The following is a 26,562-nucleotide window of genomic DNA, read 5'->3' on the forward strand; positions in this document are numbered from 1 at the left end:
GCAAGCCCGATGATTCCGGTCGATGTCAAAATATAATAATCCGGCTGCCAATAACGTTCGATTCCTCGCACTGGAAGATTCCGCGTGTCCAAACTCATTCGCCCCCGGCTGGAAGGACTCCACGACCGCATCACGCCTGTCGCCGGGGCGTTGGACACAACCTTTAACGGCACCGGGATGTTGACCCGTGGCGTGCTGGGGTATTCAAACCAGGGCCTTGGCAAAATCATGGTCCAGCCGGACGGCAAAATCGTTGCCTCCTCGAATCTGGCCACGGCGACCGGCGACTCGCGACCGGCCATCATTCGGTTCAATTCGGACGGCTCGCTGGACAACACCTTCAGCGGCGACGGCGTCGCCCCGCTGGACACCGTGCCGGGCGGGACCGGCGGCTTTTCCACGGCCGCCCTGTTGCCGGACGGCAAGATTCTCGGCGTCGGAACGGCGAGAATCAACAACGCCAATCAGATCATGGTGGTCCGGCTGAACGCCGACGGTACGTTGGACAACACCTTCAGCGGCGACGGGTTCGCCTTCGCCACCTCCACTTCGTCCGATGGAGGCGATGCCGTTGCCGTGCAACCGGACGGCAAAATCGTGGTTGGCGGCGACGGAGGGGCTCCCGCGCCGGGGCAGCCGAATCGAATGCTGGCCGTGCGGTTCAACACGGACGGCTCGCTGGACAACACCTTCGGAACGGCCGGATTTGTCAAAATCCCGTTCGGCCCGGCCGACCCGGCGGCCGACTCCGTCGTGATCCAGCCGGACGGCAACATCATTCTGGCCGGGCACACTTCCTCCAGCGGCGGCAACTTCGGGTTCGCCCTGGCCCGATTGAAGCCCGACGGTTCGCTGGACACAACCTTTGGCACGGGCGGCTTGGTGCAGACCGCGCCAAACGGCATGCAGTTCGAGGGAATCCGGGAAGCCGTCCTGCTGGCCAACGGGAAGATTCTGGCGGCCGGCGGCGCCTACATCGGCACGGGGGAAAAACCGGAACTGGCGCTGTTGCGTTACAACGCCAACGGATCGCTGGACACCACGTTTGCCGGGGGCGGCGTGGTGACCGTCAACATGCCGGAAAACGGCGGCATCGCGGGCGGGATAGCCGTGCAACCAAACGGACGCATCCTTGTGGCCGGGGCGGACGGCATCCCCGGCGGGTCCAAGTCGATTCTCGCTCGCTTCACGCCCGACGGGCAACTGGACACGACCTTCGGCGTGTCCGGACAAACGCTCATGCCGGGCATTGTGCTGACGAACATGTCCCCCGGACAAAACACCAGTTTTGGCTCCATCGCCATCCAGTCCGACCGGAAGATTGTCACGGGCGGCTACGCGGGCGGGGCCTTGTCGCTGGCCCGGTTTAACGTTGCCAGCCCCGCCCCGACGGCGGTCGCCGACAATTACTCCGTCGATGAGGACAACGTCCTGTCGGCGACCGGCGCTGGCGTCCTCGTCAACGACACTGTGCCGGTTGGCACCTCGGCCGTCATCATGGTCACCCGGCAACCGGCCCACGGCGTCTTGCAAATGAACCAAGACGGCTCGTTCACCTACACCCCGGCCCCGAATTACAACGGGCCGGACAGCTTCGACTACAAACTCGACAACGACTTGGAAAGCAACACGGTCACGGTGTCCCTGACGGTGAACCCGGTGCCCGACCCGCCGACCGCCGTCAACGACGCTTACGCCCTCGACGAGGACACGGTTCTCACGGTCAGCGGCCCCGGCATCCGTGCCAACGACTCGCTGCTGCCCGACGGCACGCCGGCGGCCATCGTCGTGACCCGACAACCTGCCCACGGCACGCTCGACCTCAACCAAGACGGCGGCTTCATTTACACGCCCGCCCCGGATTATTTCGGGCAGGACAGTTTCGAGTACAAGCTCGACAACGGCTTGCAAAGCAATCCGGCCACCGTGACGCTGACCGTCAACCCGGTGCCGGACCAGCCGACGGCTGTCGCCGACAGTTACACCCTGAATGAAGACAACGTATTGACGGTGAACAGCCCCGGAGTGCTTGGCAACGACACGCTGCCGGACAACGGAACGGCGGTCATCATCGTGACCCGGCAACCGGATCACGGCCGGTTGAACATGAATCCGAACGGCGGCTTCACCTACACCCCGAACCCGAACTTCAACGGGCCGGATAGCTTCGACTATAAGCTTTACAACGGGCTGGAAAGCAACACAGTCACGGTCTCCCTCTCGGTCAGTTCCGTGATTGACGCGCCGGTGGCCGCCCCCGACTCCTACACCCTGAGCGAGAACAATCCGCTGAACGTGGACAGCCCCGGCGTGCTGGCCAATGACACGATTATCGACGCGAATCCCCTGCTGGTCCTCGTCACCCGGCAGCCCGCCCACGGCACATTGAGCATGAACCAAGACGGCGGCTTCACCTATTCGCCGGACACGGATTACACCGGAGCAGACAGCTTCCAGTACAAACTCGATAACGGTTTGCAAAGCAGTCCGGTGACGGTGAGCCTGACTGTGAATCCCCTGTCCGGCGCCCCGGTCGCCGCGCCGGATTCCTACACCTTGGACGAAGACACCCGCCTGGCCATTGGCAGTCCGGGCGTCTTGGGCAATGACACCTTGACGGACGGCCGTCCGGTGTCCATCATCGTCACCCGACAACCGGATCACGGCACGCTGCAGTTGAACCAAAACGGCGGCTTCACCTATGACCCGGCCCCGAATTACAACGGGCCGGATAGTTTCGACTATAAGCTCGACAACGGCTTGAGAAGCAACACCGTCACCGTCTCGCTGACGGTGAACCCGGTGACCGATCCCCCGGTGGCCGCCCCCGATGCCTACACCACCGACGAGGACACGGTTCTTACCGTCAACAGCCCCGGCGTCCTCGGCAACGACACGTTGTCGGACAATCTTCCGGCCGCCATCATCGTGACCCGGCAACCAGCCCGCGGCGTCTTGCAGATGCGTCAGAACGGCTCGTTCACTTATACCCCGGCCCCGAATTACAACGGGTCCGACAGCTTCGAGTACAAACTTGACAACGGGTTGTCATCCGACCCGGCGACCGTCTCCCTGACGATCAACCCCGAGCCGGACGCCCCGGTGGCGGTCGCCGATTCTTACGCCATCGACGAGGACAATGTCCTCACGGTCGGCAGCCCCGGCGTCCTCGGCAACGACACCTTGTCAGATGGCCTCCCGGCATCGATCATCGTGACCCGGCAACCGGATCACGGCAGCTTGCAGATACGTCAAGACGGCTCGTTCACCTATACCCCGGCCCCGAATTTCCACGGCGCCGACAGCTTTGCCTACAAACTCGACAACGGGCTTCAAAGTTCCCCGGCCACGGTCAGCCTGACCGTGAACTCCGTCAACGATCCCCCGACGGCGGCCGACGACCATTATTCGCTCCCCGACATCGGCTCGCTCGTCGTCCCGGCGGCCGCCGGATTGCTCGCCAATGACAGAGACATCGACAGCGCCGCCCTGTCGGCCATCTTGGTGATCCCGCCCCCTTCCGGGACGCTGAATCTGAATCCGAACGGCTCGTTCACCTTCACACCGGCCGAGGATTTCGCCGGGCAGATCACTTTCCAATACAAGGCGAACGACGGGCAGGCCGACAGCCCCGTCCGCACCGTCACGCTGACCCGCGGCGCGATCACGGTGGTGGACGGGACAAAACTGTTCATCACCGGGACCGACGGGGTCGATTCCATCCGTCTCCGGTCGGGCGGCGGCGCGGCCATCTCCGTTGAACGGGACACCCCGAACGGGGTGTTGAAGCAGACCTATCGCCCGCCGGCGGGAAAGGTGTTTAGCCTGATTGCGGTGAATCTGGCCGGCGGGGACGACACGTTTGACTCATCGGCCATCAGCCGGCCGGTCCGGTTGACGGGCGGGGCCGGGAACGACCTCCTCAAAACCGGCGCCGGGGCCGACACGATTTACGGTGACACATTCGCCGGCCTTGAAACCGGAAATGACACGATCACCTCCGGCGTGGGAGACGATCGGATCATCGCCGGGAACGGCAACAACCGGATTGACGCCGGAACCGGGGTTAACATCGTGACCGCCGGGGATGGCGACAACACAATCACCACCGGCACGGGCAACGACTACATCAGCGTCGGGAACGGGGCCGACATCATCACCGCCGGGGCGGGCAACGATTCCATTCGGGGCGGGAACGGCAACAACCGGATTGACGCCGGAACCGGGAACGACACCGTGGCCGCCGGGAACGGTGACAACACGATCCTCGCCGGGACGGGCAATGATTTCGTGGCTGCCGGCAATGGAGGCAACCAGATCGACGCCGGGGCCGGGAACAATATGGTCAGAGCCGGAACCGGGGCCAATGCCATCACCACCGGCACGGGGAACGACACCGTGACCATCGGAACCGGGGCCGACACGATCAACACCGAGGCCGGGAATGACTCCGTGATCGCCGGAGACGGCATCAACACGATCAACACCGGCGCGGGCAACGACACCATCAAGGCCGGCGCGGGCCAGACCTTCGCCGATGCCGGGACGGGGAACGACCTCATCTCGGTCCTCGGCGGGACGAACCATCTGATCGGCGGGACCGGGAACGATATCATCCTCGGCGGCAGCGGAGCGGACACCATCGAGGGAGGAACCGGCAACGACCTGCTGGCCGGCGGCCTCGGCGCCGATGCGATCGACGGCGGCGCCGGGAACGACATCCTCTTTGACGGCTCGGTCGCGATCAAGAACTCGGTGACGGACACTTTGGCGAAAGTTCTGGCAGGCAATGTCCCCACTCGGCGGGCCACGCTTGTTCAAATTACCGGACGGCTGATTGTCACGCCGGACGCCGCCTCGGCCGATTCCCTGACCGGGGGAACCGGCGTGGATTGGTTTTGGACGACCGACGGCATTGACGCCACCGACCGCCTCGCCACGGAGCCGCTGAACGGAGTGTCGTGAGCAAGTTTCTTTGACCAACTGCCCGTCAATGGCCGGCCGACATTATTCAGGGGGAAGACGGCGGGGATTCTGGGCAAAAGCTGGCGAACTCGATCATTCCGGCTCTTGTCGGGTATAATGATTCGGTTATTAACAACGCCCGGCTCCCCGCATTGGACAATTTTGCGTGCCCAAGCATATTCGCCCCCGTCTGGAAGAACTCCACGCCCGTATCACCCCCGTCGCGGGGGCGCTTGATCCGTCGTTTAACGGCGACGGGCTTTTGTACCAAAACGGCGCCCCCGGTTCCCCGCAGACATCGGCCCACAAAATCCTGGTCCAGCCGGATCGCAAGATTGTTGTCGCCGGGTCGGCCGGGTCGCTGAATACGGGCGCGGGTTCCCCGGCCGTGTTCCGGTATAACCGGGACGGAACCCCCGACACCACGTTCGGCAATGACGGGGTGGCGACCATCAATGTCCCGGCCGGATTCGGCCTGTTGTACTCGGCCGCCCTGCAACCGGACGGGAAGATCGTCGCCACCGGCACGGCCATGTTGTCGGGCAATTATGAAGTGGTGGTGATCCGGCTGAACTCCAACGGGACGCCCGATGGAACATTCGGCGGGGGAGATGGCATCGTCCTGACGGACCTGTCGCCCGCGGATGACAACGGCTTCGCCATCGCCGTCCAGCCGGACGGCAAAATTCTGGTCGGCGGCAGTTCGCAGGTCAGCCCGACTCAATTCACGGGTCAGATGCTGGCCTTGCGGTATGACGCCAACGGGACGCTTGACCCGACGTTTGACCACGACGGGATCGTGAAGCTCACGTTCGGCGTCACCAACCCGACGGCCGAGGCGGTGATGGTTCAGACGAACGGAAAAATCGTTCTCGCGGGATTGAGTTCCACTTCCAGCGGGAACTTCGGGTTCGCCCTGGCCCGGTTAAACACCGATGGCTCTTTGGACACCGCCTTCGGCAATTCCGGGCAGGTTCTGACCTCGCCGGACAACATGCAGTTCGAGGCGATTCATGATGCCGTCCTTCTCCCGGACGGAAAGATTCTGGCGGTGGGCGGCGGCGGCATCGGCCAGTCGATCAAGCCAACCCCGGTTCTTCTTCGCTACACGACCTCCGGGGCCTTGGACCACACCTTTGGGACCAACGGGATCGCCACGATGGACCTGCCGTTCGGCGGCGGGGGAGACCTGAGCGGCGTCGCCCTTCAATCAAACGGAAGAATCCTGGTGGCCGGTCTGGCCGCCATCGAGGGAGGGTCGAAGTCGCTGCTCGCCCGGTACACGGCCAACGGGAAGCTCGACCCCAGTTTCGGGCCGCCCGGCCACATCGCCATGCCGGGCGTTGTCCTCACCGACTTGGTCCCCAATGACAACGACGGATATGCCAGCGTCGCCGTGCAATCGGACGACAAGATTCTGACGGCCGGGGGAGGAAGCTCGAATCTGGTGGTCGCCCGATACCAACCGGCGGCGTTCGTGCCCCCGGAGGCCGAAGACGACTCATACACGACGGACGAGGACAAAGTCCTTATCGTCGACAACCCCGGCGTTCTCGCCAACGACACGACTTCGGATGGATTGACGACCCGAATTTATATCAGCCGCCTCCCGGCCCACGGCACACTGCGACTGAGCCAGAAGGGCGGGTTCAACTACACCCCGAACCCGAATTTCAACGGAACGGACAGTTTTGATTACTATCTGAGCGACCGGCTTCGGGGCGAACCGGCCACGGTGACCCTGACCGTGAATCCCGTGAACGATGCCCCGACGGCTGTCACGGATGACTATGTGATTCCCACGAATGGCGACCTCGTCGTCCCGGCGGATTCCGGCGTTCTCGCCAACGACACCGACCTCGAAGGCGACTCCCTGACCGCCGTTCTGGTGACGCCGCCCCCCTCGGGAACGCTGCACTTGTCGCCGGACGGATCGTTCACGTTCACACCGGCCGTCGGCTTCGTCGGCCGAATCAGCTTCCAATACAAGGCGAACGACGGGAATGCGGACAGCCCCGTTCAGACCGTCACGATGACCCGAGGACCGCTTGCGTTGATTGACGGGACGAGGTTAATCGTGATCGGGACCGACGGGGCCGATTCGGTCCGTCTTCAACCGGTTGGCGCGACATCGATTTATGTGGAGATCCTGACCCCGGACGGATTGTTTCGGCAGACGCTTCATCCGCCGAAAGCGGGCCAGCCGTTTACCCTGATCGACGTGAATCTGGGTGGCGGGAACGACTGGTTCGACGGATCGACCGTCAGCCGGCCGATGCGGTTGATCGGCGGCACCGGAAACGACGTCCTCACGGGCGGTTGCGGGGCCGACACCATTTACGGGGACAATCCGGTCGGCGTCAGCGAGGGAGACGATGTGATCTCCGCCGGCGCCGGGAACGACCGCGTGTTCGTCGGGGACGGCACCAATCGGGTGGATGCCGGGGCCGGAAACGACACGGTGACCGCCGGGAACGGCATCAACGCGATCTATGCCGGGGCGGGGAATGACTCCGTCACGGGTGGCGCGGGCCGAACCTTCGTTGATGGCGGGGCCGGGAACGACTTCATCTCGGTCCTCGGCGGGACGAATCATCTCCTCGGCGGCGACGGAAACGATGTCATCCTCGGCGGCAGCGGCGCCGACTCCATCAAGGGAGGCAATGGCAACGATCTGTTGGCGGGCGGCCTCGGGGCCGATCTAATCGAAGGCGATGCCGGGAACGACATCCTGTTTGACGGGGCCGTCGCCGTCTTCAATCCGACAACGGATACTCTGGCGAATGTTCTGGCCAACTACAATCCGGCCAGCCCGTCAACATACGTTCAACTCAGCCGACGACTGGTCGTCACGCCGGACACCGCCACCATCGACACGCTGACCGGCGGCGTCGGCCGCGACTGGTTTTGGACGAGCGATGGCGTTGACATCACCGATTTGCTCGCCACCGAGAAGTTGAACGGGTGAAGTGAGAAGGCTGTTGGAATCGCTTCCCTTTGACGCATCTTCCCTTGCCGCTTCGGATGAATAGAGCGGATTTCAAATTGGCATAGCGGTCGAAACGGATGGTTTTTCGGTCCAAAGGACCGATTAACATAGCCCAGCCCGAAAGGGCTGGGTCAGAATGCCATCAAAAAACCTCGGTCCAACGGACCGATTATCGACTCAAGGTCCGTCAGGGCCGCGAAGGCTGAAACCCAAAGATAACCGGTCCTTCAGACCGGGGGCATTGGCGGTCGGCCGACCCAGCCCTTTCGGGCTGGGCTATGTTAATCGGTCCGTTGGACCGACAAAGAAGGCACTTTGGTCGCTACGTCAATTTGAAAATCTGCTCTAAAACCTCGGAAAACGGCTTCCCTTTTCCTCAACTCTTGACAACAGCACTAATTTGGTTATGATTCAGTTGAGAACGAGTCTCATCAAGGAATTGGTGCGATGGTTAACGGGTGTCCCCGAGGATCGGATTGCGGCGGCTGCCAAATGTATGGCGGGCCGACGGTTTGTCACTGCATGCAAGTGACCGAAGATCAACTCGTTGAAGCTCTTACGACGATGAACATCCGCAGCGTGCGTGATGTCCGTCGCTTGACCGGCGCCGGGGATGGCTGCAATGCCTGTCACCGGAAGATCCAGTCGTACATTGATTCTCACGCTTCCACTTCGATTTCGTTGACGGTCTGCGCGGCCGAATAACAAAGGTGTTTGAGCGAACAAGGCGGCCTTTGTCGTCCGACTATTTAATAGTCGGACGACAAAGGCCGCCTTGTTTGTTTTAATGATGGTGTCCGGCCGGGGCTTCGCCGATTTGTTCGGCCAGATACTTTTGAATGCCCACCAGTTCAATCAACCCGAGTTGGGTTTCCAGCCAGTCAACGTGTTCCTCGGATTCCACGAGAATGCCTTCCAACAACTCGCGGGTGCCGTTGTCTTTCAACTGGACGGCCAGCGTCACGCCTTCGTTGTAAAGGTGGACCCCTTTCGACTCCAGTTTCAGGTCGTTCTCGAATTGTTCCTTCACGTCCGTGCCGACGCGGATCACGTCGTAACGGGCGATTTCCGGCACGCCTTCGAGGAACAAAATCCGGTCGATCAACCGGTCGGCGTGTTTCATTTCGCCGATCGACTCTTCGTAATGCTTCGCGCCTAACTTGTGCAGGCCCCAGTTCTTGCACATTTTCGCCTGGACGAAATATTGGTTGATGGCCGTCAGTTCGATGGTCAGCGCCTGGTTGAGCGCGTCGATAATCTGGTCGTTGCCCTTCATGTGATCTTTCTGGATGAGGTTGCCGGTTCGTCTCGTCGAACGTCTTCTCGATGTTATATGCCCCGGTTTGCGGGTTCAAACTGGTAAGATGACGGCTTGTCAGGCGAATCATCTTGTGGGAATTCACCGGACGCCCCTCGGAGTTTCGATCATGGCTCAGCTCAAAAACGTGCAAGACCCCTTTGGCGAAGTAAATGTCAAAATCTCCGCCGGGGGAAAAGTGAAGGTTTCAGCCACTATTTTGATGGACCCGCACAAGGAGGGAGCGCAAACCGGCATCGCCCTCGACGGGTCCGGTTCGATGTCCAACCTGTACGGCATCAACAGCGGCGGAGCCCTGTCCAGCGTGTTCGCCGAGAAATCGACGGCCATGAACATCATCACGCCGGTGGCCCAAAAAGTGTGCGCCTATCTCGCCCGCAAGATCGACGCGGACGGCGGGACCACCTGCATCTATTGGGCGACCGGCCCGGCCGGGTCGGAGGTTCAAGTCGTCGGCGACCTCACGGCCGACGAGGCCGAGCGGCATGTCTTCAACGCCCCGACGCGGTTCGGCACCGGCACGCAATTGCTCCCGGCGGTCAAATACTTTGTTGAACGCTTCAAGGATGCCCCGTGGGGCTTTTATGTGTTCGTGACCGACGGGGCGATTCATGATCTCGACGAGGTGAAGGAATACACCGAAGAACTCTCCTCGCAAATCTTCCGCAAGAAGCGCAATCCGGTGAAGTTCGTGCTGATCGGCGTCGGCCGTGAAGCGGACGAACGGCAAATGGAGGAACTGGACGACCTCGACACTGAAGTGGATCTGTGGGACCACAAACTCGCCAGTGAAATGCGGGCACTCGAACAGATCTTCGCGGAAGTGGTGGACAAGAACGCCCGTGTCGCCCCGACCGGCCGGATTCTCGACCCCAAAGGCAATGTGCTAAAGGATTACTCGGATGTCGGCCTGCCGGCCTTCCTGGAGTTCGAGGCCCCGGCCAGTGCCATGTACTTCACCTTGGAAGTGCCCGGTTTCCGGCTTCACCAAGGGCTGATGGACGGAGCCAAGGTTCCCTCGAAGGAAGATTTGAGCAACCCGGCCCCGCAATCCGCGATCCCGACGCCGCCCCCGCCGGTCCCGGCCAAAGAATCGCCGAAGCCGGAGCCGAAGGCCGAAATCCCGGTTCTAACCCCGATTCCAGCCAAACCCGTGCCGAAACCGGAGCCGGTCAACCCGGACAAGGCACTGGAAAACCTCGACGAACTGGAACCAACGATTCCGGGCTTGGACTTCAAACTGGAATTCGACAAAGACCAACCGGGCATCGACTTGGACAAGCGGGATTGATTCGCATTTCGGGAAAGGTGTCCATTCTTCCTTCGAGCTTCCCGCTTGGAGGGAGAATGGCATGTTGTCATCAGAGAACTACTTCCAGACTTCGACTCGCAAGATCTGACCGCCGTGATATGACAGCCGGACATATTCTCCCTCACGGATCGGGCCACCGTTCACGCTCATTTTTTCGAGACCGCCGTGAAAGCTTTCATCCATCCAAAATGACGAGTCTCCGACCGTGAAATACTCGCCGTTCACGCGCCCTTTGGCATCGAGCCGGGTGGAATAATTCCGCACGTTCCCCTCAACAACTTCAAAATCCCCGGTGCGGGCCTGCCGAAGACAGGCACACCGGTCAATGGTGATATGCACCGCTCCGATCCAAGCGACCACCGTAAGGAATAACACCACCACATAGACCATGAAGTGCGGCCGGACGTACTCGCCCATCTGCGGGTGGGCGGCCTTCATTTTTTCCCAACTGGCCGAAGACATCAGCAACGGCCGCCGGTTATGCAGGCGACGATCATTGCCGCTGAACAACAAATACGCGATTCCTGAAAACATCAACACCATGCCCCAAAAGGCAAACCGCATGGCGCCAAACCCTTCCTCCCGGATGTCGTAAGTGGTGATGAACATGCCGCTTATTTTCTTTTGCCCGCCCCGCCCTCGGCCGTTGATTTTTGCCACTCGTGCCAGTCGTGTTCCAACACGGCGACCATTTCGCGGGCGGCTTTCCGGAGCCAGCCTTTCTTGCGGCGGTCCAGGTCTTCCAAGATGGCGGGGATGGAGGCCGGCGTGCCCACATGGATGTTGGCGGCCTCGGCTCCCATCGCGGTGAGGAGGCGTGTTTGGTCCGTGATGTTTCGCAGGTGTTGCAATTCAATGCGGGAGCATCGCGGGGCCAGCCGGCGGATGATCCATGAACCGTGCGGCTTGAAATGCGGGTCCGGGCATCGGCTGGCTTTTTTGATCGCGTCGGCCGCGCGGGAGCGAAAGCCCAAATCCCGGCTGTACGCCCAGTCCGTCGCCGGCGGGGTGACAGCCTTTGCCTCGCGGGCGATCCAGCCTCCGGCCCATTCGGCGAGGCCAAGATATCGCGGTTTTCCGAGGCTTCCCACCCCGACCATCGGCCGCAGGCGGTATTGGGCGTCGAGATGCTTCACCGGCATCTCGGCGATCATCAATTTCTTGACATCCGGCGGCAGATCCACCCCCGGCGTTTGAAGCAGGCGGGAGAGATGGCCCCAGAACTCAATGGGGCTGCGTTCCTTGTGCATCGCCATCGCCCGCAATTCCGGATGCCGTTCTTCCAGCACAAACGGCCCGCCCCTCGCGGCCAACGTATGGTGATACCCCTTGAGAATCACCCGGCAGGCATCCCGGAACGGAATGGTCAACACCCGCGCCCGCCGGGCCAGTCGCACACTCGCGGCCAATCGCACGAGATCTTGCGTGTACGGCAGGTCGTCGGCTTCGTCAAAGTCGTTGATGCCCCACACCAACCGGCCGTCGGTGTCCCGCCAGGTGCCGTAATTCTCGACGTGCAAATCGCCGACCGACAACACCGTCGGCGCCACGATGAGTTCGGCGCACACTCGCGGCCAATGTTGCGCCCACCGATAATACGTCCCGCGAAAGAACGGAAACATCGACTGCGGATTGGCCATCAGCCGATGCTTGTGCCGCAGATCGTCGCTTTGCAACGGAACAAACGACCCGAGCCAGTGTTCGTAGTCGGAGGTGGCGGAGGTGAAATCCATTTGGAGAGTCCCTTCTTCGATCGTCACTATTTGTCGTTCACATCGTGTCTGTCGGAAGTCCCGGCTCATTGGCCGTCGTGATCGGAACGAGGCAACAATTCCAAGACCGTTCGTAATTCGGAAAATATTTCGACGAAAACCCTTTTCACGATTTTGCTTCGCAGATCGCTATTGCAACCGCCTCGCGGACATGGGCGGTGAGTTGTTCCGTAAACTCGGGAGTGAAATACCGGGCAAATCGAGTTTGAATCTTCTGCCGCATTTCTTCTGCCGATGCCGCCTCGGCCAACAAGTTGGCCGAGGCGTGAATTGAGGAATCAATTGTTCCGGCTGCCGTCTCGCTTGTTTCAGAGGATTTCATCGTTGACCGCCTCTAACTGATGTGGCCTTGGCTTTCCGGTCTGAAGGACCGGCTAACATAGCCCGGCCCGTGAGGGCCGGGAACACGGCGCCCGAAAAGGCTTTCCGGTCTGAAGGACCGGTTATCGGCGGGGCTGTTTTCCCGGCCCTCGCGGACCTTTAACAGATAATCGGTCCTTCAGACCGAGGTCGTTCGACGGGTTGCTTACCCGGCCCTCACGGACCGGGCTATGTTAGCCGGTCCTTCAGACCGGAAAACCAACATCCCGCCAGTCATTGGTCATTGGTCATTGGTCATTGCCTCATTCCATCACATACGGCGAATCCTTCACGTCCTCGTGCCGGATTTCGTCGATGGGGTCCTGTCGTTTCCAGCCTTTGTAAAGCCGGTTGGCGCCGTTGAACACCAAACCGTCCGTGTCGCCGACGTTTTTGTAGGCGTGGACGACGCCCGGCGGGATGACGAGGGCGAACGGGTCGCCGTCGCCGACGGTCTTGATGTCCCGGTGGCCGTAAGTCGGGGAGGCCGGGCGGGCGTCCCAGAGGAACACTTTGAATTGGGACGGGCCGATGAAGCAAAAGTAATCTGTCTGGTCGATGTGCTCATGCGGACCGCGGGCGACGCCCGGCTTTGTCTGGGACATATAGGCCATCACCGGGTGATGGGCCGGGTCCAGTTCGTCGTGCCGAAAATACTCGCAGAGCCAGCCCCGGTGATCGTTGAAAAATTTCAGCGGTTTCCAAATGACGCCGTCAATCGGCCCGTCGCGGAAGGTCATGATCCGTTCCATTCAAATCAAGTTCGGAAGAGTTACCCCGGATTATACGGCCCCGGCGTCCGGTGACCGGTCCCCAACTGGCCTGTAAGATGGGCGGGGGCCTGTGGTATTCTCCCGGATGCCCTAACAACCCTGTCTGGAACCGGAATCCATGAAGCCGACCGATCGACCGCGACCCACCATCAGCCGATCCGAATGGGGGCTGTTGATGCTGCTCGCGGCCGTGCAGTTCACGAACATTCTCGACTTCGTGATTGTGATGCCGCTCGCCCCGCTGGCCCGCGAACAATATTCGATCACTCCCAAACAGTTCGGCTATATCGTCGGCTCTTACGGGTTCGCAGCCTGTTTGGGAAGTTTGTTGTCGGCGAAGTTTCTCGACCGGTTTTGCCGCAAGCGAGCGTTGTTGTCGCTGTATCTCGGGTTCACCGTCAGCACATTGTTGTGCGGCCTCGCGCCGACTTATGAATCATTGGTGGTCGCGCGGGCGGTCGCCGGGTTCTTCGGCGGCGTCGTCGGAGCGGCGGTGATGGCGATTGTCGGCGATGTGTTCGCGGACTACCGGCGGGGAACGGCGATGGGCGTCGTGATGTCGGCCTTCGCGGTGGCTTCCGTCATTGGCATCCCCATCGGCATGTTCCTCGCGGAAAACTTCGACGTCGGCGCCCCCTTCACCGCCTTGGCCGGATTGAGCATGATTGTCTGGTTCTTGGGCTTTTTCTTGCTGCCGTCGTTGCGGGGTCACATGCTGGCCGGCCGGAAACACCCCACCATTTTGGAATTGGCCGGTTCGCGGAATCACCTGCTGGCCTACGCCTTCAACCTGACCCTGACGACGAGCGGCTTTCTGGTCGTCCCGTTCATCGCGGACGCGATGGTCACCAACGCCGGGCAGTCGAAGGAAAACGTGAAATACGTTTACTTGGTCGGCGGGATATTCACGCTGGTTTCCACGAACGTGATCGGCCGGCTGGCGGACCGTTTCGGCAAGAAATTCGTGTTCCGGATTGTGGCCATTGCCGCCATCGTCATGGCCCTGATCCTGACGAATCTGCATCCGGTGCCGCTGTGGGTGGTGATTCTCGTTTGCACCGGGTTCATGGTGTGTATGTCCGGCCGGTTCGTGCCCGCGCAGGCCCTCATCACCGGCAGCGCCCGTCCGGAGGTTCGCGGCGGCTTCCTCAGTTTGAATTCCTCCATCGGCTTTCTGGCGATGGGCCTCGCCAGCACCATCGCCGGAATGCTTGTCGGCTCAAATGAACCTCCGACCACAAAATTCGGGGAAAAATTGCAGGGCCTCATCGCACTCGCCATCATGGCCATCGGGATGCTCGTCGGTCAAAGCCCCGACAGCCGGTTGCCCGGCTACCCGCTGGTGGGAATCATTTCCTCACTCTCGGCCGTGATTAGCCTGGTCTTGGTGGGATTGCTGAAGACAGGCGATGTGCCGAACACGTCTCATGTGTTGCCGACGCCGGAGTTGGTTGAGGAAGTGGTTTGAGAGTTGTGAAGTTTGGAAGAGAAGAGTTCTTCCATGCAACGTTCTTTGCCGGGGTTTGCGGTCCCCCGGCCATTGCAAAAACCCATCAGCAATCGCTGATGGGTTGGGGCGTTTTCGTGAGTAATGTTCGCGGAGAGGGGCGGCGAACACGGCCTCCCTCGAATCGCCGGGTGGTTAATCCCGGCTTTGGGCGAATTCGAGATCGACAATGGCGTCGTCGATGGCCTTCCTGGAATTGGCCCAATGGGCTTCGAGTTCCTTGTCGAGGAATTCCAGATGCTTCAGAAGCTGCTCGCGGCGGCCGCCGTAAGTGTGCTTGCTTTCCTTCACATCGATGATCGCTTCCTTGACGGCCTTGTGGGCGGCCTTGACCTGTTCGTGCTTCGTTTCCCCCTTCAGATGCTCCTTGGCCCTTTCCAGTTCCCGGATGGCTTCCTTGAGCTTCGGATGATCGGCCCGCGCGTCGCCAGCCGCCAGAAACAGCCCCAGACCAAAGGCCATCGTCACAATCGCTCGCATCATCATGAACTCCTGTTCGAGCCATCGAAGCCTGCGGAAAAGAAGGGACAAAACCCCGGACCACCCGGCCCGTTTCCCGCCACTTTGAACCGCTATGTTTGGCGGTTTGCTTCTCTATTCTCCGTCAGTTGCCCCGACGCATTCCATGCCGTCCGGGCCGCCCGACCGGCATCGTCGCCGGTCGAGGCACTGAGATGATAGCCAGCGCTTCAAGCCGCAACCAAATTCTCATTTCTTACCTTTTCTTCAGGGGCCTGCGAAGCGTTTTGTCCCCTTCGTTTGCCTCGAACTACGTTGGCGGCATTCGCTCCAAGAGGGCAATGCCGGGAAAGATTTTTGCCATCCCCCTCCGCGTCGCCCACGCCACTCGCAGCCCGCTTCCCAACACCCGCGTCCGATGGCCGACGCCGTGGTTTCCCCACAATGGCTCGCACGCGGTCAAAGCCATCTCTTGAAATACCCTTCCTCCGCGAGGAGCCACCCTGCCCAGGCGATGACAAAGAGGCTCATGAAGACGCAGACCAGCCGGGCGCCGGGCCGGCCGAATCGTCGGACAAGGGACTGTGTTTTCGGATGCTCAAAGAACCAATCCGCATTGAAGGCGGCGCCGACCAGCCCGAACAATCCCCCGGCGAAAAACCCCGCCGTCCACAAGGCGGTTTGCATCTCGCATCCGTCGTGGATGAGCAGAAACGAGACCACTCCCAAGACGATGAACGCCACAACGACGGCCATCAACCGCTCGTCGCTGATATCCTTGTTTCGTTCCCCCTCGGAGGTGACGGAGTCAGTGATCGAGGCCGACAACGTCTTGTTCTTATCGGCCCACCCCGGCCACGACTGCCAGGCACTGGCCCGGCCACAGGCACAGGGGGCATCCTCCTGTTCGCGGAAGGCATTGCAACGCGGGCATCTCACCGCCATGATGACTCCCGTGGTCCGACTTGTCCGTCAGGGCCGGGCTTTTGATCTTTCCGCATGATCGCCAGAATCGCCGCTCGCGGTCAAAACCATTTCTGGAGATACCCCTCATATTGGAGGAGCCAGCCGCCAAGGCCAATGAAGATGATGCCCAGGAGGATGTGAATTATCCGGAGGCCGGACTTTCCGAACAAATCGACGAGATGCTCTGTTTTCCCCTGATCGAAGAACCAATTCCAATTGAAAACCGCGGCGCAAATCACGGACGAGCCGAAAATGAAGGTGCATGCCGCATACACAGCGGTTCTCACGTCGCACCCGGCGTAGACAAGCAACCCACCGATCAACACCAGCAAGATGACAAAAATAACGGCGGCCTGAAGCCTCGGCCCGCTGAGTCCCGAAATTCCCGAGGAATCGGAACGGGATTCGTGGGAAACGGATTCCGATATCGAAGCCTGAAGCGTCGGCTTCGGCTGCTGCTGCTGCTGGACCGGCGCGACCGGCAACCCCCACGACGACCGCGTGGCGGGCTGGCCGCAAACGCAGGGCGTGTCGTCCCGTTCCCGGAGAGCATTACAACGCGGACATTTCATTGCCATGTTCAAGTCCGATTCAATTGGTTGTCGTTTTCAAATGTGATCGCAGACTTTGACACATCTCCGCCGGCCCAAGGAACTCGATCCGGAACCTTCCTTGATTGTCGTTTTCGATCACGAGAACCCAAGCCCGGCCTTGGTCGGCGACTCCCAGCAGATTGGAGCCCCCTTCATCGGCCGGGGAAGCGCGAAACAGACGCAATCGCCGACCAAAAACCACCCGTTCATACGGATCGAACAAGGCGACCTCCGCCACGATATTGTCATGATGATGAATGTAATAGGTGTGGCCGGATTGATCTGCAAACGGGGTCAGCCAGCCCAGGAGGCCCGACAATTCAACAGTGGCATCGCCGAGTTGCAATGCCTCGGCGTCCCCCGGCCGAACGACCGGCGTCTCCGGCGCCTCGATATCGCAAATCGTGACGGCCTCATCAAAAAGATCACGCCGGATGCGCAACTGGCCGTCAAAGCAGCCGAGAACAGGCCCCGTTTGCGAGGCCGCGCGTTTCGGCCAGTGTTGTTTGCGATGCTCCATCAGCGGCCATTCCATTGTGACCACGGACCCCGAATGACAACAATGATTTGTCAGACCCGCTTTCATTCATTCTCGATGATGACGGGAATGCACGGCATTTGGTTAGCTGTCTGGTTCAATGGGCTAAGCATTACCAGTTTGTTCGTATGCTGCTGCGATTGCCTCAAGCAATGCCAGCGGCATAATGTTGCCCACATGCCAATTCTGGCAAAATGCACATGGATACGGTTCGACATCATGCCGGCGTTTGTCCCAGCGATTGTGTGCCGTCGCCGCTCGCACCGCAAGTTCTTCGGACTGATAAGCCATCTTTTTGCCGCATGTTTTCTCACGTCCGGACACCAAGCCGGCGTGCAGATGCAACTCATGCAATCGTTGATCCACGGAATCTCCGTTTGATTGGGCATCCCCGCCACATGACGCCGCGAAACTCCGGCAGGTTCGGCGCCTACCGGGCCGCCAGCAGTGCGGCGACTTTTTCCCAGCCGAGGGAGCGGGCGAGTTGCAGCGGAGTTTTGCCGTCGTGAGTGGCGGCCTTGGGATCGGCGCCGGCTTCCAGCAGGGTTTTCACGGTGGCGGCGTTGCCGGCCAGAGCCTCTTGATGCAGGAACGTCCAGCCTCGGTCGTCGGTCACTGTCAGCATGGACGGGTCTTCCTTCAGTTGCTTTCTCAGGGTGGCCGCCATGTTTTCGCTCATCGGGTGTTCCTGCGAGTCTGGCTGTTTTTTGCCAAACCAGCCTTTCAACAGCCCGCCTCCCTTGTTTGGTTCGGGGGCGACTCGGATTTTCGCCGGGTCGCCGAAGTTCAGGCCCCACGCGGCATCATGTTCCTGCCGTTCCGCGCGGCCCATCCGGGATCGCAGAAGATTGACCGTATAGGCCCCGAACACCTCGCCACTGATGCCGTACATCCAATCGCTGATCTCCCCAAGCGGCCGCCGCGCGGTGTCCCCGGCCTTGACGGACTTCAGCCAGTTCGGCGAATTCAGCAATACGCCGCTGACGAATTCGCCGTCGAAATCAACATCCCCCAGCCACATCTGCTCGACCTCGGGATTATCCGTTCCGCCCGCTTCCGGTTCGCCATCGGAAAATGCGGTTTTGACGCAAGCCATGTCAAGGGCCGGAATAATCCGCCGACGCTCCCAAGAGACCTCTCGCCAGAAATACCGAAAAGACGCCCGCGCGTTCTCGCAGGCCTGTTGCATCTCGGGATCATTGTTGTCAAACATGAACACTTTGGAAGACGACTTACTCATGGCCGGATGTTTCCCGCTTACACATGTGTCAAAGGAAGAATAATTTGGAAAATGAATATCTCGCACAAAGCCGCTGAACTTCTTTCGGGTTTGAAGAATTGGTTCTGTCACTCGGGGAATTTGGGAAGCCCGCCGATGTGCGCGTCCGGCGGCCCGGATTCTTCGGGGGTCACGTTCGTCTGTCGGCCGGTCAACCGGAATGCCATCACCGCACCCAGCATCGCGCCGCCGAGGGCCGTCCCGTAGATGAATAACAGATTCGACTCGCGGGCCTCAAACAAGACATACGAAACGACAAACCCGATCAAACCCCCGAGGAATTCGCCGCCGAACCACAGCCCGATCAGCAGCAGAACCGCCAATATTGGCTGTCGGCCATGCTGGCTTGCCTTGGCGGCAATGCTCCGCCCGAGCCGGAACAAAACAACAATCTCCATCATCGGTCACCTCGCTCGCCACCCGGCCATGACTTGGCCATGTTTGCGGTGGTTGCAAGCTAACCGACGCTTGATTGTCAGTCAAAGTCATTCGGGGGAAGGTATTATCGACGCAAGAGGCCAGTCATCGCGCAATCGTTGAGCGTGTCGTGCGACCGTATGTTTGACCGGTCAATATGCCTTGAAAACAGCGTTTTTTGCGTGACTGGCGCGTCATATGCACCTTATCTCCCCGGAATATCCGCCCAATTTGAAAGGTGAAGCAACGATGTCACACAAGAAAAAACACAGCGGCTCCGTGCCTGCCGGCAATCGATCCCACATGGGTCCGACGTTTTCCGGCGGCAAACAGGAGGATGTGGAGGCGGCCGAGGTTGGCTCCGCGCAGGAGCAAGATCCCAAGCGGCGACTTGGCGATTTTGAAGGCAAAGGCGAGCATTCGATTCAAGAGCCGGGTGGCAAGAAAGACTCCGACCACTGAGACCCGGCCTTCTCATCGTCATGGAACCATTCCGACCGGGGCGCCCAACAGGGCGTCCCCGCCCATCACAACGGAGCCACCATGAATGTCATTATCAGGCGCTGCCCCGCTTGCCCCGCGATTCGCAGCCATGCGGAAGACATGGTCCTCGCCTTGGAAAAAGACCTGGATGTTCACGCCGGGATTGCGGACGGACTGATCGCCGAATTTACAGTATTCGTTGACGGCATTCCCGTGCTTTGGCGCAGCGGACTCACCCTCCCGTTTGAGGACGAGGTGGTGGCGGCCGTCGAGCATTCCACCCCGGTTTCGCACACTTTGCGGTCCGACCGGGCCGACGAGGGGGTGCTACGGCGTGGCCCGCGCACCAGATCGGACATCTGGCTTCCCGAGGATAGCAGGCCGTGAAAACGGGCCTGCCATCCTCGTCAACCTCCTGGCACCCCCGGAAGCGGCAGCTTGCCCGATCCCGGAAAACCGCCCGGCGCGGGCATTTTTTTATCGGGAGACGGGGGCATCAGCGGGAATTGGCCCGGATTACCCGGCAGAAACCCCGGCGGGGTTTCGGTTTCGAGGCCGGTGATCTCCGGGGGCTTTTTGCCCTTCATATAAGTCATGATCTTTGAGCCACGAGTGAGCGACAATGTTTGTTGATCGGCAAGGGTCATATGCGTGTCGCCAATGGTTGCCGACATGCCGGCGATTGAATATTTCGACGGGATGTCTTTGAGCACGATTTTTGGAACATTCACCGTGGTTGTTATTCCGGCCACCTGCCTTTGCTCCGTTGAATAAACAACTTCGGCTTCGGTGATTCTGATTGTGCCATCGGCAAGAAATGTCATTGACCTTGGGAAGAATCGGGCCTCTTTCCAATCTCCGGAGGCCGCCCCCCATTCTCCCAATAAATACGTTTTATCCAAGTCCGTCCCGTTAATTAGCCAAGGATGTGTCCGCTTCCAGTCTTCAACAGGATCGAGGATGGCAGTCTTGCTTGTGGCGGGGTTCAAGGCGGTTGTCGGGGAACCCAAGCCGAACATTCCAATCATGCTCATGGAAACCGCCCAGATGGCGGCCAGCAACAGCCCCCCGACAATGGTGAATAAAACCAACATTTGCACGGCTTTTCCCGGTTTTTCGGGTTTGGCCTGTCTCTTTGGCTCTGGTCTTTCCGGCGGCCTCTCTTTTCTCGGCTCGGGTTTCTTGGGCCTTTCAGGGGGGGCGGCCACCGGTTCCCCGGCCGGCACGATTCCGGCCAATTGTCTCAACAATTCCCCGGCGTTTTTCGGGCGTTCGGACTCCTTGTCGTCCCAACAGCTTTCCAGCAGGTCGAGCAGGCCGGGCGTCACGCCTTGTTCCCGCAGGGTTCGCCGCCATCCCTTGCCGCCGGGGCGCTCGGCGGTGACATCCGCAATCATGAGTTGATAACCAATCACTCCCAACGCATAGATATCATCACGCGGGTCGGGCGGAAAACCTTTCTTCTGTTGAGGGGAGGCATAGTGAGGCGTATAAGCGCCTCGGGCGGCCAGCGCAATCAACTCCCCCTTGGAAGTTGATGTGGTGTTCATGTTCAATTCTTTTTGAGAGGCGATGCCGCCGATCCCGAAATCGGCCACCATCAATTTTGGCTCGCCGAGACTGGACAGCCCGATCAGCACATTCGCCGGCTTAAGGTCGCGATGCACCACGCCCAGTCGGTGGAAATGGGCGACAGCGGTGATGATCTGCCTGAGCGAGGAAATGGCTTGCGCGTGCCGTTTTGCGGGCGGGGCGCCGGCCCAGCCGGAGGCCACTTTGACCAAGTCGCCGTGGCCGCAGTATTCATACATCAGCCACGGCGTTTCCCCTGCGAGGTCGGCATCGATCAGGGAGACGACATTGGGAACGGCGCCAGCCCCCATCACCCGGTCGATGAGGTCGCCTTCGCGGAGCAAGGCTCGGTCCTTGTCCGTCAGCCCTTTGCAAAATTTCACGGCCCGCCGCAGCGATTTGTAATTGGGGTGTTGGGCCAGCCACACTTCGCCGAACCCGCCGGTGCCCAGCATCTCAAGAAGCGTCCAGCCCTCCCGGTTGGGCAGCGGGTCGCCGGGGCGAAAGGAGCTTACCCGCGTCGGCAACAAGGCCAGCACGTCTTCAACGCGGGAAATCGTAAAACCCGGCGGCGCCGTGTGGCCGCTCGGATCGCTTGGCCGGCGAAGCGACTGCTTGACCACGCCGGGAATTTGCGAGAGATAAAGCTCCAGCTCGATTTCCTTCGCGGGATCGCCAGGCATCGCCTCCTTGGCGACAGCCATCGCCGCTTTCTTTACCTCATCAATTCCGACCCTCGCCATGTTCTCGATTTCGGCGCGGATTTCCTGATGCTGTTTTTGCTCTTTCAACCGCTTGTACACATCCTCGGCGACTTCAAAGAGAAAGGTGCCGAACGGCAATTCTTTCGCCAGCGACCGAAAGCCCTTGGCCGCGAGCGACTCGGCGACACATTGAAAGAACACGATCATTCGCAGGCTCCGATGGGAAACACGGGCAATTGTTCGCCGTGGCGGCCGGCTTGTTAGATGAAGCGAGCGGAACAGACGACAAAGTGATATGCTCCCCGCCCGGCGGGCCGCCGTCAATCCCCTGCCTCGCGGATTTCCATGCGCCGGACAAGGCCGTTTTCGATCTGATAGACATGCCGCACGACGGTGTCCATCAATACCGTTCCCGCAAGATCGCGGACAAACTGCCTCACATCGACCGCGACCTCGCCCCCCTCGTGCGCGTATCGGATCGGATCGACTCGCGGATCAATCAGGCCCCATTGCCGGGTCCAGTAGGCTCGAATTTCGTCATGCCCGCGAACCCAGCCCCCCTCCATGCCGTTGGGCCAGTCCACGTCCGGCCACATGGTCGCCAAGGCCGCATCAATGTCGCGGGCGTTGAACGCGGCATAAGCCCGACGCAGGAGTTGTTCGCGTGTCTCGGTGTCGTCAGCCATTGGGCCCTCGGTGTTTGAGTTGATTCTCACAGGTCAGGCAATCTCATCGGCAAACCATATGACCTGCGGCGGCCCAAGACAGCCCTTGGGGTCTCGAAACCATCCGCGTCTTTAAGCTCCGTTGGGGTTCGACGCCCGATCACTGGCCATCCGGTGTTGTGACGATTTCCGGGGATTTGCCGTTGCTTCGGATTGACTTCCGGAATCGCCCGAGATAAATGTACATGTGTACACTATCACAAAATCACGCCAAGCCCGATGGTTTTTCGTCATGGAACTCAATCCTCTCATCGAGGCGGCCCGGAAAACGGGCGGCCGGTTGTTTGTCACGCTCTCCGTTCCAATGGACGAAGATGGCAAACCTCCGGGGGGCGACGACGAGTCGCCGGGGCCGCCAATGGCCGAGTCGCAAAAGTGTTCGCACTCGCCGAATTTTGAATGCGTGAACTGGTACGGGAAGATTTTCAACTTCACCGGCAAACAATCCCAGATTGTGGCGGCCCTGTGGAGTGCCCGCGAAAACGGGACTCCTTTTCTGCGGCAGGAAGGATTGCTGCTGGAGGCCGACTGCGACTCCGTCCACCTGATGAGCCTGTTCGCCCGGCATCCGGCCTGGGGAACCATGATCCAGCGAGGCAACCGCCACGGCGGCGGCTTCGGCACTTACTGTCTGTTTCCGCTGCTCGACAAGAAATGATGATTGATTAACCGATCAACATATGGAGATACACCGATGGAACTGGTATTCATTCCCTGCACGATGGACGGCACATGGTTCGACGCCCCGGTGATCGTGAAAACGGCCGACGGCGGCGGCCATCGCCTGCTGGCCAACCGGCTGGACATCGTGGACGGAAGGCTCTGCGTGATCGCCCTGCGAATTGAAGAACGCGACGGCCTGCACTTGGTGCGATTCCGCGACGAATCCGAATGCTGGGTGAGGCCAAGCCCCGAATGGGTCCATACTCCCGCCGACGCGGAACCGGTGCGCGTGCCGGAGATCATCCGCCAGATGATGGCGGCCTGACGGCGGCCGATGATGGAATATTCTTCGACTCCGAGGGGCGGCCCACGTTCGCCGGTGGCGCCGCCCCCGCTATTTACACCCCGTAACCGCCGGCGAAGCCGACTCCCTTGCCGCCAATGCCGCCGATCTGGCCCCCAAAGCCACCAATCTGACCGCCGATCTGGCCCCCAAAGCCACCAATCTGGCCTCCAATTTGACCGCCGAAGCCACCAATCTGGCCACCGATCTGGCCGCCGAAACCACCGATCTGACCACCGATTTGGCCTCCGAAGCCGCCGATCTGACCGCCGATCTGACCGCCGAAGCCCCCAATCTGGCCACCGATTTGACCACCGATTTGACCGCCGATCTGGCCCCCTTGAGAGACACCGTTCATTTGCATGTATTGCCAGATCTGGGTGCCGCCGAGTTGGGGCATGGAGGTCACACCCGGAAGATTAAGCGTCGTTTGGCCGCCGCCGAAGCTTTGACCACCTCCGCCGAACTGACCCCCGCCAAATTGCCCGCCGCCAAACTGGCCCCCGCCAAATTGGCCGCCGCCGAACTGACCCCCGAACTGGCCGCCACCGAACTGACCGCCGTTGTTATTGCCGTTGTTGTTGCCGTTGTTGTTCCCGTTGTTGTTGCCGTTGTTGTTCCCGTTGTTCGAGGTTCCCTTGAAGATGTTCTGGTTGTAACCAGGGTTTACCTTCGGGGGGTTCGGTATCCCCGGTCGGGGGCCGCCCGGGAAGAACGGCCGGATTTGGGCCGACAATTCGGTCGGGAAGGGAATCATCGAAACAATTCCCAAGGCCAGGGCTGACAAGCCCAGACCGTGTGTGATTGAAAACCGCATGAAATTGCCGACCTTCTCAGGAGGGTGGTGGGGAAGGAGCTGACCACTCCCCTTGGAAGGGGAATGTCAGCCAGCCAAGCTCGGTGGTTGGTGCAAGTTTCCTGCCATTTTCCCGCCTCTCCGGCCGCCGGGACGTGGCCCGATCAGGAAATCTGGGGAGTTCCGGAAAGTTTCGCGTTCACAAATCCCGATGAAATACGGCAAAAATGATCGTTGATGTGAAATGGAGAGAAAGATAAAGAAAAAGACAGAAAAATTTCCAAGCCGTTTTCGCTGACACTCCTCGCTTCATCCGCGAAGGGTGTCTGACCAATTTCAATACATCCCCGTGGGGAAAAAATCCCCGGCGTGTTGAGATAATACTCGAAAATACGCCAGTATTTACCCGAGTTTGCCGGGTCTATTTCTCCGTGATGAGCCTTTCATTAGCAATCAATTGAAACATTTTTTGAATGTAATCGGGTTAGCGAAAATCGCTTTCTAATCCTCCGGCAACGCCACCCCCATCCAACCAACTCCTTATTTCGCCTTCCGCAACTCGGCCATTATCGGCCTATTTGTTTTCGATCCAAATTCGATTTCCTTCTATTTGCTCAAAACACACTCTCTCCCTTCTGAACGTCAGCCATCAGCCGATGCGCGAGCGAGTTGGAGCGATCCCATACTCTTGCTCGCGCGTCGGCTGATGGCTGACATCGGGCGAGTCATCACCGCGATTGGGAATGATTCGCTCGAAGAATCAATGAGCAGGAGGATCACAACCCATATCCGCCAGCAAAGCCAAGCCCCTTCCCGCCGATGCCGCCAATACCGGCAATCCCACCGATGCCTCCAATGCCACCGAGACCGCCAATCCCACCGATGCCACCGATGCCCCCAATCCCGCCGATGCCTCCAATTCCACCAATGCCCCCGATGCCGCCAATACCCCCGATGCCGCCAATCTGACCGCCGATGCCACCGATGCCACCAATCTGACCGCCGATGCCACCGATCTGGCCACCGAACCCGCCGATCTGGCCACCAATTTGGCCACCAATTTGGCCACCAATCTGACCGCCGATTTGGCCACCAATGCCCCCTTGCTGTCCAAGGCCAGTCATCTGCATGTATTGCCAGATCTGGGTGCCGCCGACTTGAGGCATGGAGGTCACGCCCGGAAGATTAAGCGTCGTTTGGCCGCCGCTGAAACTGCTGCCACCACTAAAGCTGCCACCACTAAAGCTGCCGCCACTAAAGCTGCTGCCACCGCTGAGACTGCCGCCGAACTGGCCGCCGCCGAATTGGCCACCGCCGAATTGACCGCCAAACTGGCCGCTGTTGTTGCCGCTATTGTTGCCGTTGTTATTCCCGTTGTTGTTGCCGTTGTTATTCCCGTTATTTCCGGTGTTGTTGTTTACGGTCCCCTTGAAGATGTTCTGGTTATAACCGGGAGGAACCGCCGGGGGGCCGGGAATCCCCGGGCGCGGGCCGGCCGGGAAGAACGGCCGGAGTTGGGCCGACGCCTCGTTCGGAAAGGGGATCAGCGAGACAATTCCCAAGGCCAGGGCCGACACACCCAGACAACGAGTAACGGAAAGTCGCATTGGATTGGTGTCCTTCAGGAGGATGGCAGGGAGAGCCGACGGCGCCCCCTGATGGACGGCGCCAGTCGCGTATGCTCCCCATTTGCCGCAAATTTCCTGCCGTTTGCCCCTCCCGTCGGCCGCCGACTCTGTCCCCAGCCTGCAAAATGATGGTTCCGGAAGGAATCGCCGGGCGGCGAATGTTCACAAATTCCGACAAAATAAGGAGAAGAAGATCGCCGATCCAAATGAGACAACGATGAGGAGGGAGAACATTAAAAATTCTCAAGCCGCCCCTGGGGTCTTGACCCCCCTTGGCGCAAATGGGCGAACGGTCGATTTTGCCGCATTTGTGTGGGGGAAAGTTCGCCATCGGGCGGGCCAGGCACTCAAAAATACGCCAACGATCCGGCGCTGGCCGAGCCCGTTTCATAAGTATGAT

The 26,562-nt window shown here is 60.1% G+C and carries 25 protein-coding genes; 9 read left to right on the top strand and 16 right to left on the bottom strand.

Annotation, left to right across the window (positions count from 1 at the left end):
- Window positions 1–84: 84 nt before the first annotated feature.
- The 3 genes from BGIM_RS57280 (at window position 85) to BGIM_RS49780 (ending at window position 8,659) form a co-directional block, all read left to right on the top strand.
- Window positions 85–4,965, top strand: coding sequence for a tandem-95 repeat protein (locus tag BGIM_RS57280; protein ID WP_020469749.1), 4,881 nt, complete (start codon window positions 85–87; stop codon window positions 4,963–4,965).
- Between the two features lie 166 nt (window positions 4,966–5,131).
- Window positions 5,132–7,933 carry a tandem-95 repeat protein gene (locus BGIM_RS0110565; RefSeq protein WP_020469750.1) on the top strand — a complete coding sequence of 934 codons (2,802 nt, stop codon included), beginning with the start codon at window positions 5,132–5,134 and terminating at the stop codon, window positions 7,931–7,933.
- A 468-nt stretch (window positions 7,934–8,401) separates the two neighbouring features.
- A complete protein-coding gene (locus BGIM_RS49780; protein WP_084759814.1) occupies window positions 8,402–8,659 on the top strand; it encodes a (2Fe-2S)-binding protein in 258 nt (85 codons plus the stop codon).
- A 79-nt stretch (window positions 8,660–8,738) separates the two neighbouring features.
- Here the strand turns inward: BGIM_RS49780 and bfr are convergent, their stop codons facing one another.
- Complete coding sequence (gene bfr, locus BGIM_RS0110575) at window positions 8,739–9,230, bottom strand: bacterioferritin (RefSeq protein WP_020469752.1); 492 nt, start codon at window positions 9,228–9,230, stop codon at window positions 8,739–8,741.
- A gap of 151 nt (window positions 9,231–9,381) precedes the next feature.
- Here bfr and BGIM_RS62725 point away from each other — a divergent pair, with 151 nt between their 5' ends.
- Window positions 9,382–10,563: a VWA domain-containing protein gene (locus BGIM_RS62725; RefSeq protein WP_157368866.1), complete on the top strand. Its 1,182-nt coding sequence runs from the start codon at window positions 9,382–9,384 to the stop codon at window positions 10,561–10,563.
- 78 nt (window positions 10,564–10,641) lie between these two features.
- Here BGIM_RS62725 and BGIM_RS0110585 read toward each other — a convergent pair whose 3' ends face one another.
- From BGIM_RS0110585 to BGIM_RS0110600, 4 genes are all read right to left on the bottom strand, one after another.
- On the bottom strand, window positions 10,642–11,193 hold the full coding sequence (locus BGIM_RS0110585) for a hypothetical protein (protein WP_020469754.1): 552 nt from the start codon (window positions 11,191–11,193) through the stop codon (window positions 10,642–10,644).
- A gap of 5 nt (window positions 11,194–11,198) precedes the next feature.
- Complete coding sequence (locus tag BGIM_RS49790; RefSeq protein WP_020469755.1) at window positions 11,199–12,317, bottom strand: DUF2252 family protein; 1,119 nt, start codon at window positions 12,315–12,317, stop codon at window positions 11,199–11,201.
- 145 nt (window positions 12,318–12,462) lie between these two features.
- The gene (locus tag BGIM_RS0110595) at window positions 12,463–12,678 is read right to left on the bottom strand and encodes a hypothetical protein (protein WP_020469756.1); all 216 of its coding nucleotides are present in this window, start codon (window positions 12,676–12,678) and stop codon (window positions 12,463–12,465) included.
- A gap of 301 nt (window positions 12,679–12,979) precedes the next feature.
- On the bottom strand, window positions 12,980–13,468 hold the full coding sequence (locus BGIM_RS0110600) for a dTDP-4-dehydrorhamnose 3,5-epimerase family protein (protein ID WP_020469757.1): 489 nt from the start codon (window positions 13,466–13,468) through the stop codon (window positions 12,980–12,982).
- A 139-nt stretch (window positions 13,469–13,607) separates the two neighbouring features.
- Here BGIM_RS0110600 and BGIM_RS49795 point away from each other — a divergent pair, with 139 nt between their 5' ends.
- The gene (locus BGIM_RS49795) at window positions 13,608–14,957 is read left to right on the top strand and encodes an MFS transporter (RefSeq protein WP_020469758.1); all 1,350 of its coding nucleotides are present in this window, start codon (window positions 13,608–13,610) and stop codon (window positions 14,955–14,957) included.
- A gap of 174 nt (window positions 14,958–15,131) precedes the next feature.
- On the opposite strand, the gene BGIM_RS0110610 is transcribed toward BGIM_RS49795, so the two are convergent.
- From BGIM_RS0110610 to BGIM_RS0110640, 7 genes are all read right to left on the bottom strand, one after another.
- On the bottom strand, window positions 15,132–15,482 hold the full coding sequence (locus tag BGIM_RS0110610; RefSeq protein ID WP_029629919.1) for a hypothetical protein: 351 nt from the start codon (window positions 15,480–15,482) through the stop codon (window positions 15,132–15,134).
- Between the two features lie 432 nt (window positions 15,483–15,914).
- Window positions 15,915–16,400, bottom strand: coding sequence for an immunity 17 family protein (locus tag BGIM_RS49800; protein WP_020469761.1), 486 nt, complete (start codon window positions 16,398–16,400; stop codon window positions 15,915–15,917).
- An 80-nt stretch (window positions 16,401–16,480) separates the two neighbouring features.
- On the bottom strand, window positions 16,481–16,999 hold the full coding sequence (locus tag BGIM_RS61240) for an immunity 17 family protein (RefSeq protein ID WP_084759817.1): 519 nt from the start codon (window positions 16,997–16,999) through the stop codon (window positions 16,481–16,483).
- A gap of 13 nt (window positions 17,000–17,012) precedes the next feature.
- The gene (locus BGIM_RS0110625) at window positions 17,013–17,549 is read right to left on the bottom strand and encodes a hypothetical protein (protein WP_029629922.1); all 537 of its coding nucleotides are present in this window, start codon (window positions 17,547–17,549) and stop codon (window positions 17,013–17,015) included.
- A gap of 108 nt (window positions 17,550–17,657) precedes the next feature.
- Entirely contained in the window at window positions 17,658–17,918 is a 261-nt protein-coding gene (locus BGIM_RS62730; RefSeq protein ID WP_020469764.1) for a hypothetical protein, read from the bottom strand.
- Between the two features lie 64 nt (window positions 17,919–17,982).
- Window positions 17,983–18,792, bottom strand: a complete 810-nt coding sequence (locus BGIM_RS0110635) for a DUF2314 domain-containing protein (protein WP_029629924.1) — start codon at window positions 18,790–18,792, stop codon at window positions 17,983–17,985.
- Between the two features lie 107 nt (window positions 18,793–18,899).
- Window positions 18,900–19,232 carry a hypothetical protein gene (locus BGIM_RS0110640; RefSeq protein WP_020469766.1) on the bottom strand — a complete coding sequence of 111 codons (333 nt, stop codon included), beginning with the start codon at window positions 19,230–19,232 and terminating at the stop codon, window positions 18,900–18,902.
- 265 nt (window positions 19,233–19,497) lie between these two features.
- On the opposite strand from BGIM_RS0110640, the gene BGIM_RS0110645 reads away from it, so the two are divergent.
- Both BGIM_RS0110645 and BGIM_RS61245 read left to right on the top strand, forming a co-directional pair.
- A complete protein-coding gene (locus BGIM_RS0110645; RefSeq protein WP_040888949.1) occupies window positions 19,498–19,710 on the top strand; it encodes a hypothetical protein in 213 nt (70 codons plus the stop codon).
- An 81-nt stretch (window positions 19,711–19,791) separates the two neighbouring features.
- Window positions 19,792–20,118 carry a hypothetical protein gene (locus BGIM_RS61245; protein ID WP_193788964.1) on the top strand — a complete coding sequence of 109 codons (327 nt, stop codon included), beginning with the start codon at window positions 19,792–19,794 and terminating at the stop codon, window positions 20,116–20,118.
- A 20-nt stretch (window positions 20,119–20,138) separates the two neighbouring features.
- Here BGIM_RS61245 and BGIM_RS0110655 read toward each other — a convergent pair whose 3' ends face one another.
- Both BGIM_RS0110655 and BGIM_RS0110660 read right to left on the bottom strand, forming a co-directional pair.
- Window positions 20,139–22,214 (bottom strand): serine/threonine-protein kinase, encoded by a 2,076-nt coding sequence (locus tag BGIM_RS0110655; protein ID WP_020469769.1) that lies wholly within the window; start codon window positions 22,212–22,214, stop codon window positions 20,139–20,141.
- A 113-nt stretch (window positions 22,215–22,327) separates the two neighbouring features.
- Window positions 22,328–22,693, bottom strand: coding sequence for a nuclear transport factor 2 family protein (locus tag BGIM_RS0110660; protein ID WP_020469770.1), 366 nt, complete (start codon window positions 22,691–22,693; stop codon window positions 22,328–22,330).
- Window positions 22,694–22,964: 271 nt separating this feature from the next.
- Here BGIM_RS0110660 and BGIM_RS0110670 point away from each other — a divergent pair, with 271 nt between their 5' ends.
- Window positions 22,965–23,390, top strand: coding sequence for a hypothetical protein (locus BGIM_RS0110670; RefSeq protein WP_029629925.1), 426 nt, complete (start codon window positions 22,965–22,967; stop codon window positions 23,388–23,390).
- 36 nt (window positions 23,391–23,426) lie between these two features.
- A complete protein-coding gene (locus BGIM_RS0110675) occupies window positions 23,427–23,720 on the top strand; it encodes a hypothetical protein (RefSeq protein ID WP_020469772.1) in 294 nt (97 codons plus the stop codon).
- Window positions 23,721–23,793: 73 nt separating this feature from the next.
- Here the strand turns inward: BGIM_RS0110675 and BGIM_RS65775 are convergent, their stop codons facing one another.
- Together BGIM_RS65775 and BGIM_RS65780 are read right to left on the bottom strand one after the other, a co-directional pair.
- Window positions 23,794–24,555, bottom strand: coding sequence for a hypothetical protein (locus BGIM_RS65775; RefSeq protein WP_157368868.1), 762 nt, complete (start codon window positions 24,553–24,555; stop codon window positions 23,794–23,796).
- Between the two features lie 755 nt (window positions 24,556–25,310).
- Complete coding sequence (locus tag BGIM_RS65780; RefSeq protein ID WP_193788965.1) at window positions 25,311–26,141, bottom strand: hypothetical protein; 831 nt, start codon at window positions 26,139–26,141, stop codon at window positions 25,311–25,313.
- Window positions 26,142–26,562: the final 421 nt, after the last annotated feature.

The organism is Zavarzinella formosa DSM 19928, assembly GCF_000255705.1.
GTDB lineage: Bacteria > Planctomycetota > Planctomycetia > Gemmatales > Gemmataceae > Zavarzinella > Zavarzinella formosa.

Coding starts and splice junctions, on each gene's coding strand:
- BGIM_RS49780 (WP_084759814.1), top strand. CDS start 8,402: ATGGTTAACGGGTGTCCCCGAGGATCGGATTGCGGCGGCTGCCAAATG.
- bfr (WP_020469752.1), bottom strand. CDS start 9,230: ATGAAGGGCAACGACCAGATTATCGACGCGCTCAACCAGGCGCTGACC.
- BGIM_RS62725 (WP_157368866.1), top strand. CDS start 9,382: ATGGCTCAGCTCAAAAACGTGCAAGACCCCTTTGGCGAAGTAAATGTC.
- BGIM_RS0110585 (WP_020469754.1), bottom strand. CDS start 11,193: ATGTTCATCACCACTTACGACATCCGGGAGGAAGGGTTTGGCGCCATG.
- BGIM_RS49790 (WP_020469755.1), bottom strand. CDS start 12,317: ATGGATTTCACCTCCGCCACCTCCGACTACGAACACTGGCTCGGGTCG.
- BGIM_RS0110595 (WP_020469756.1), bottom strand. CDS start 12,678: ATGAAATCCTCTGAAACAAGCGAGACGGCAGCCGGAACAATTGATTCC.
- BGIM_RS0110600 (WP_020469757.1), bottom strand. CDS start 13,468: ATGGAACGGATCATGACCTTCCGCGACGGGCCGATTGACGGCGTCATT.
- BGIM_RS49795 (WP_020469758.1), top strand. CDS start 13,608: ATGAAGCCGACCGATCGACCGCGACCCACCATCAGCCGATCCGAATGG.
- BGIM_RS0110610 (WP_029629919.1), bottom strand. CDS start 15,482: ATGATGATGCGAGCGATTGTGACGATGGCCTTTGGTCTGGGGCTGTTT.
- BGIM_RS49800 (WP_020469761.1), bottom strand. CDS start 16,400: ATGGCGGTGAGATGCCCGCGTTGCAATGCCTTCCGCGAACAGGAGGAT.
- BGIM_RS61240 (WP_084759817.1), bottom strand. CDS start 16,999: ATGGCAATGAAATGTCCGCGTTGTAATGCTCTCCGGGAACGGGACGAC.
- BGIM_RS0110625 (WP_029629922.1), bottom strand. CDS start 17,549: ATGGAATGGCCGCTGATGGAGCATCGCAAACAACACTGGCCGAAACGC.
- BGIM_RS0110635 (WP_029629924.1), bottom strand. CDS start 18,792: ATGAGTAAGTCGTCTTCCAAAGTGTTCATGTTTGACAACAATGATCCC.
- BGIM_RS0110640 (WP_020469766.1), bottom strand. CDS start 19,232: ATGATGGAGATTGTTGTTTTGTTCCGGCTCGGGCGGAGCATTGCCGCC.
- BGIM_RS0110645 (WP_040888949.1), top strand. CDS start 19,498: ATGTCACACAAGAAAAAACACAGCGGCTCCGTGCCTGCCGGCAATCGA.
- BGIM_RS61245 (WP_193788964.1), top strand. CDS start 19,792: ATGAATGTCATTATCAGGCGCTGCCCCGCTTGCCCCGCGATTCGCAGC.
- BGIM_RS0110655 (WP_020469769.1), bottom strand. CDS start 22,214: ATGATCGTGTTCTTTCAATGTGTCGCCGAGTCGCTCGCGGCCAAGGGC.
- BGIM_RS0110660 (WP_020469770.1), bottom strand. CDS start 22,693: ATGGCTGACGACACCGAGACACGCGAACAACTCCTGCGTCGGGCTTAT.
- BGIM_RS0110670 (WP_029629925.1), top strand. CDS start 22,965: ATGGAACTCAATCCTCTCATCGAGGCGGCCCGGAAAACGGGCGGCCGG.
- BGIM_RS0110675 (WP_020469772.1), top strand. CDS start 23,427: ATGGAACTGGTATTCATTCCCTGCACGATGGACGGCACATGGTTCGAC.
- BGIM_RS65775 (WP_157368868.1), bottom strand. CDS start 24,555: ATGCGGTTTTCAATCACACACGGTCTGGGCTTGTCAGCCCTGGCCTTG.
- BGIM_RS65780 (WP_193788965.1), bottom strand. CDS start 26,141: ATGCGACTTTCCGTTACTCGTTGTCTGGGTGTGTCGGCCCTGGCCTTG.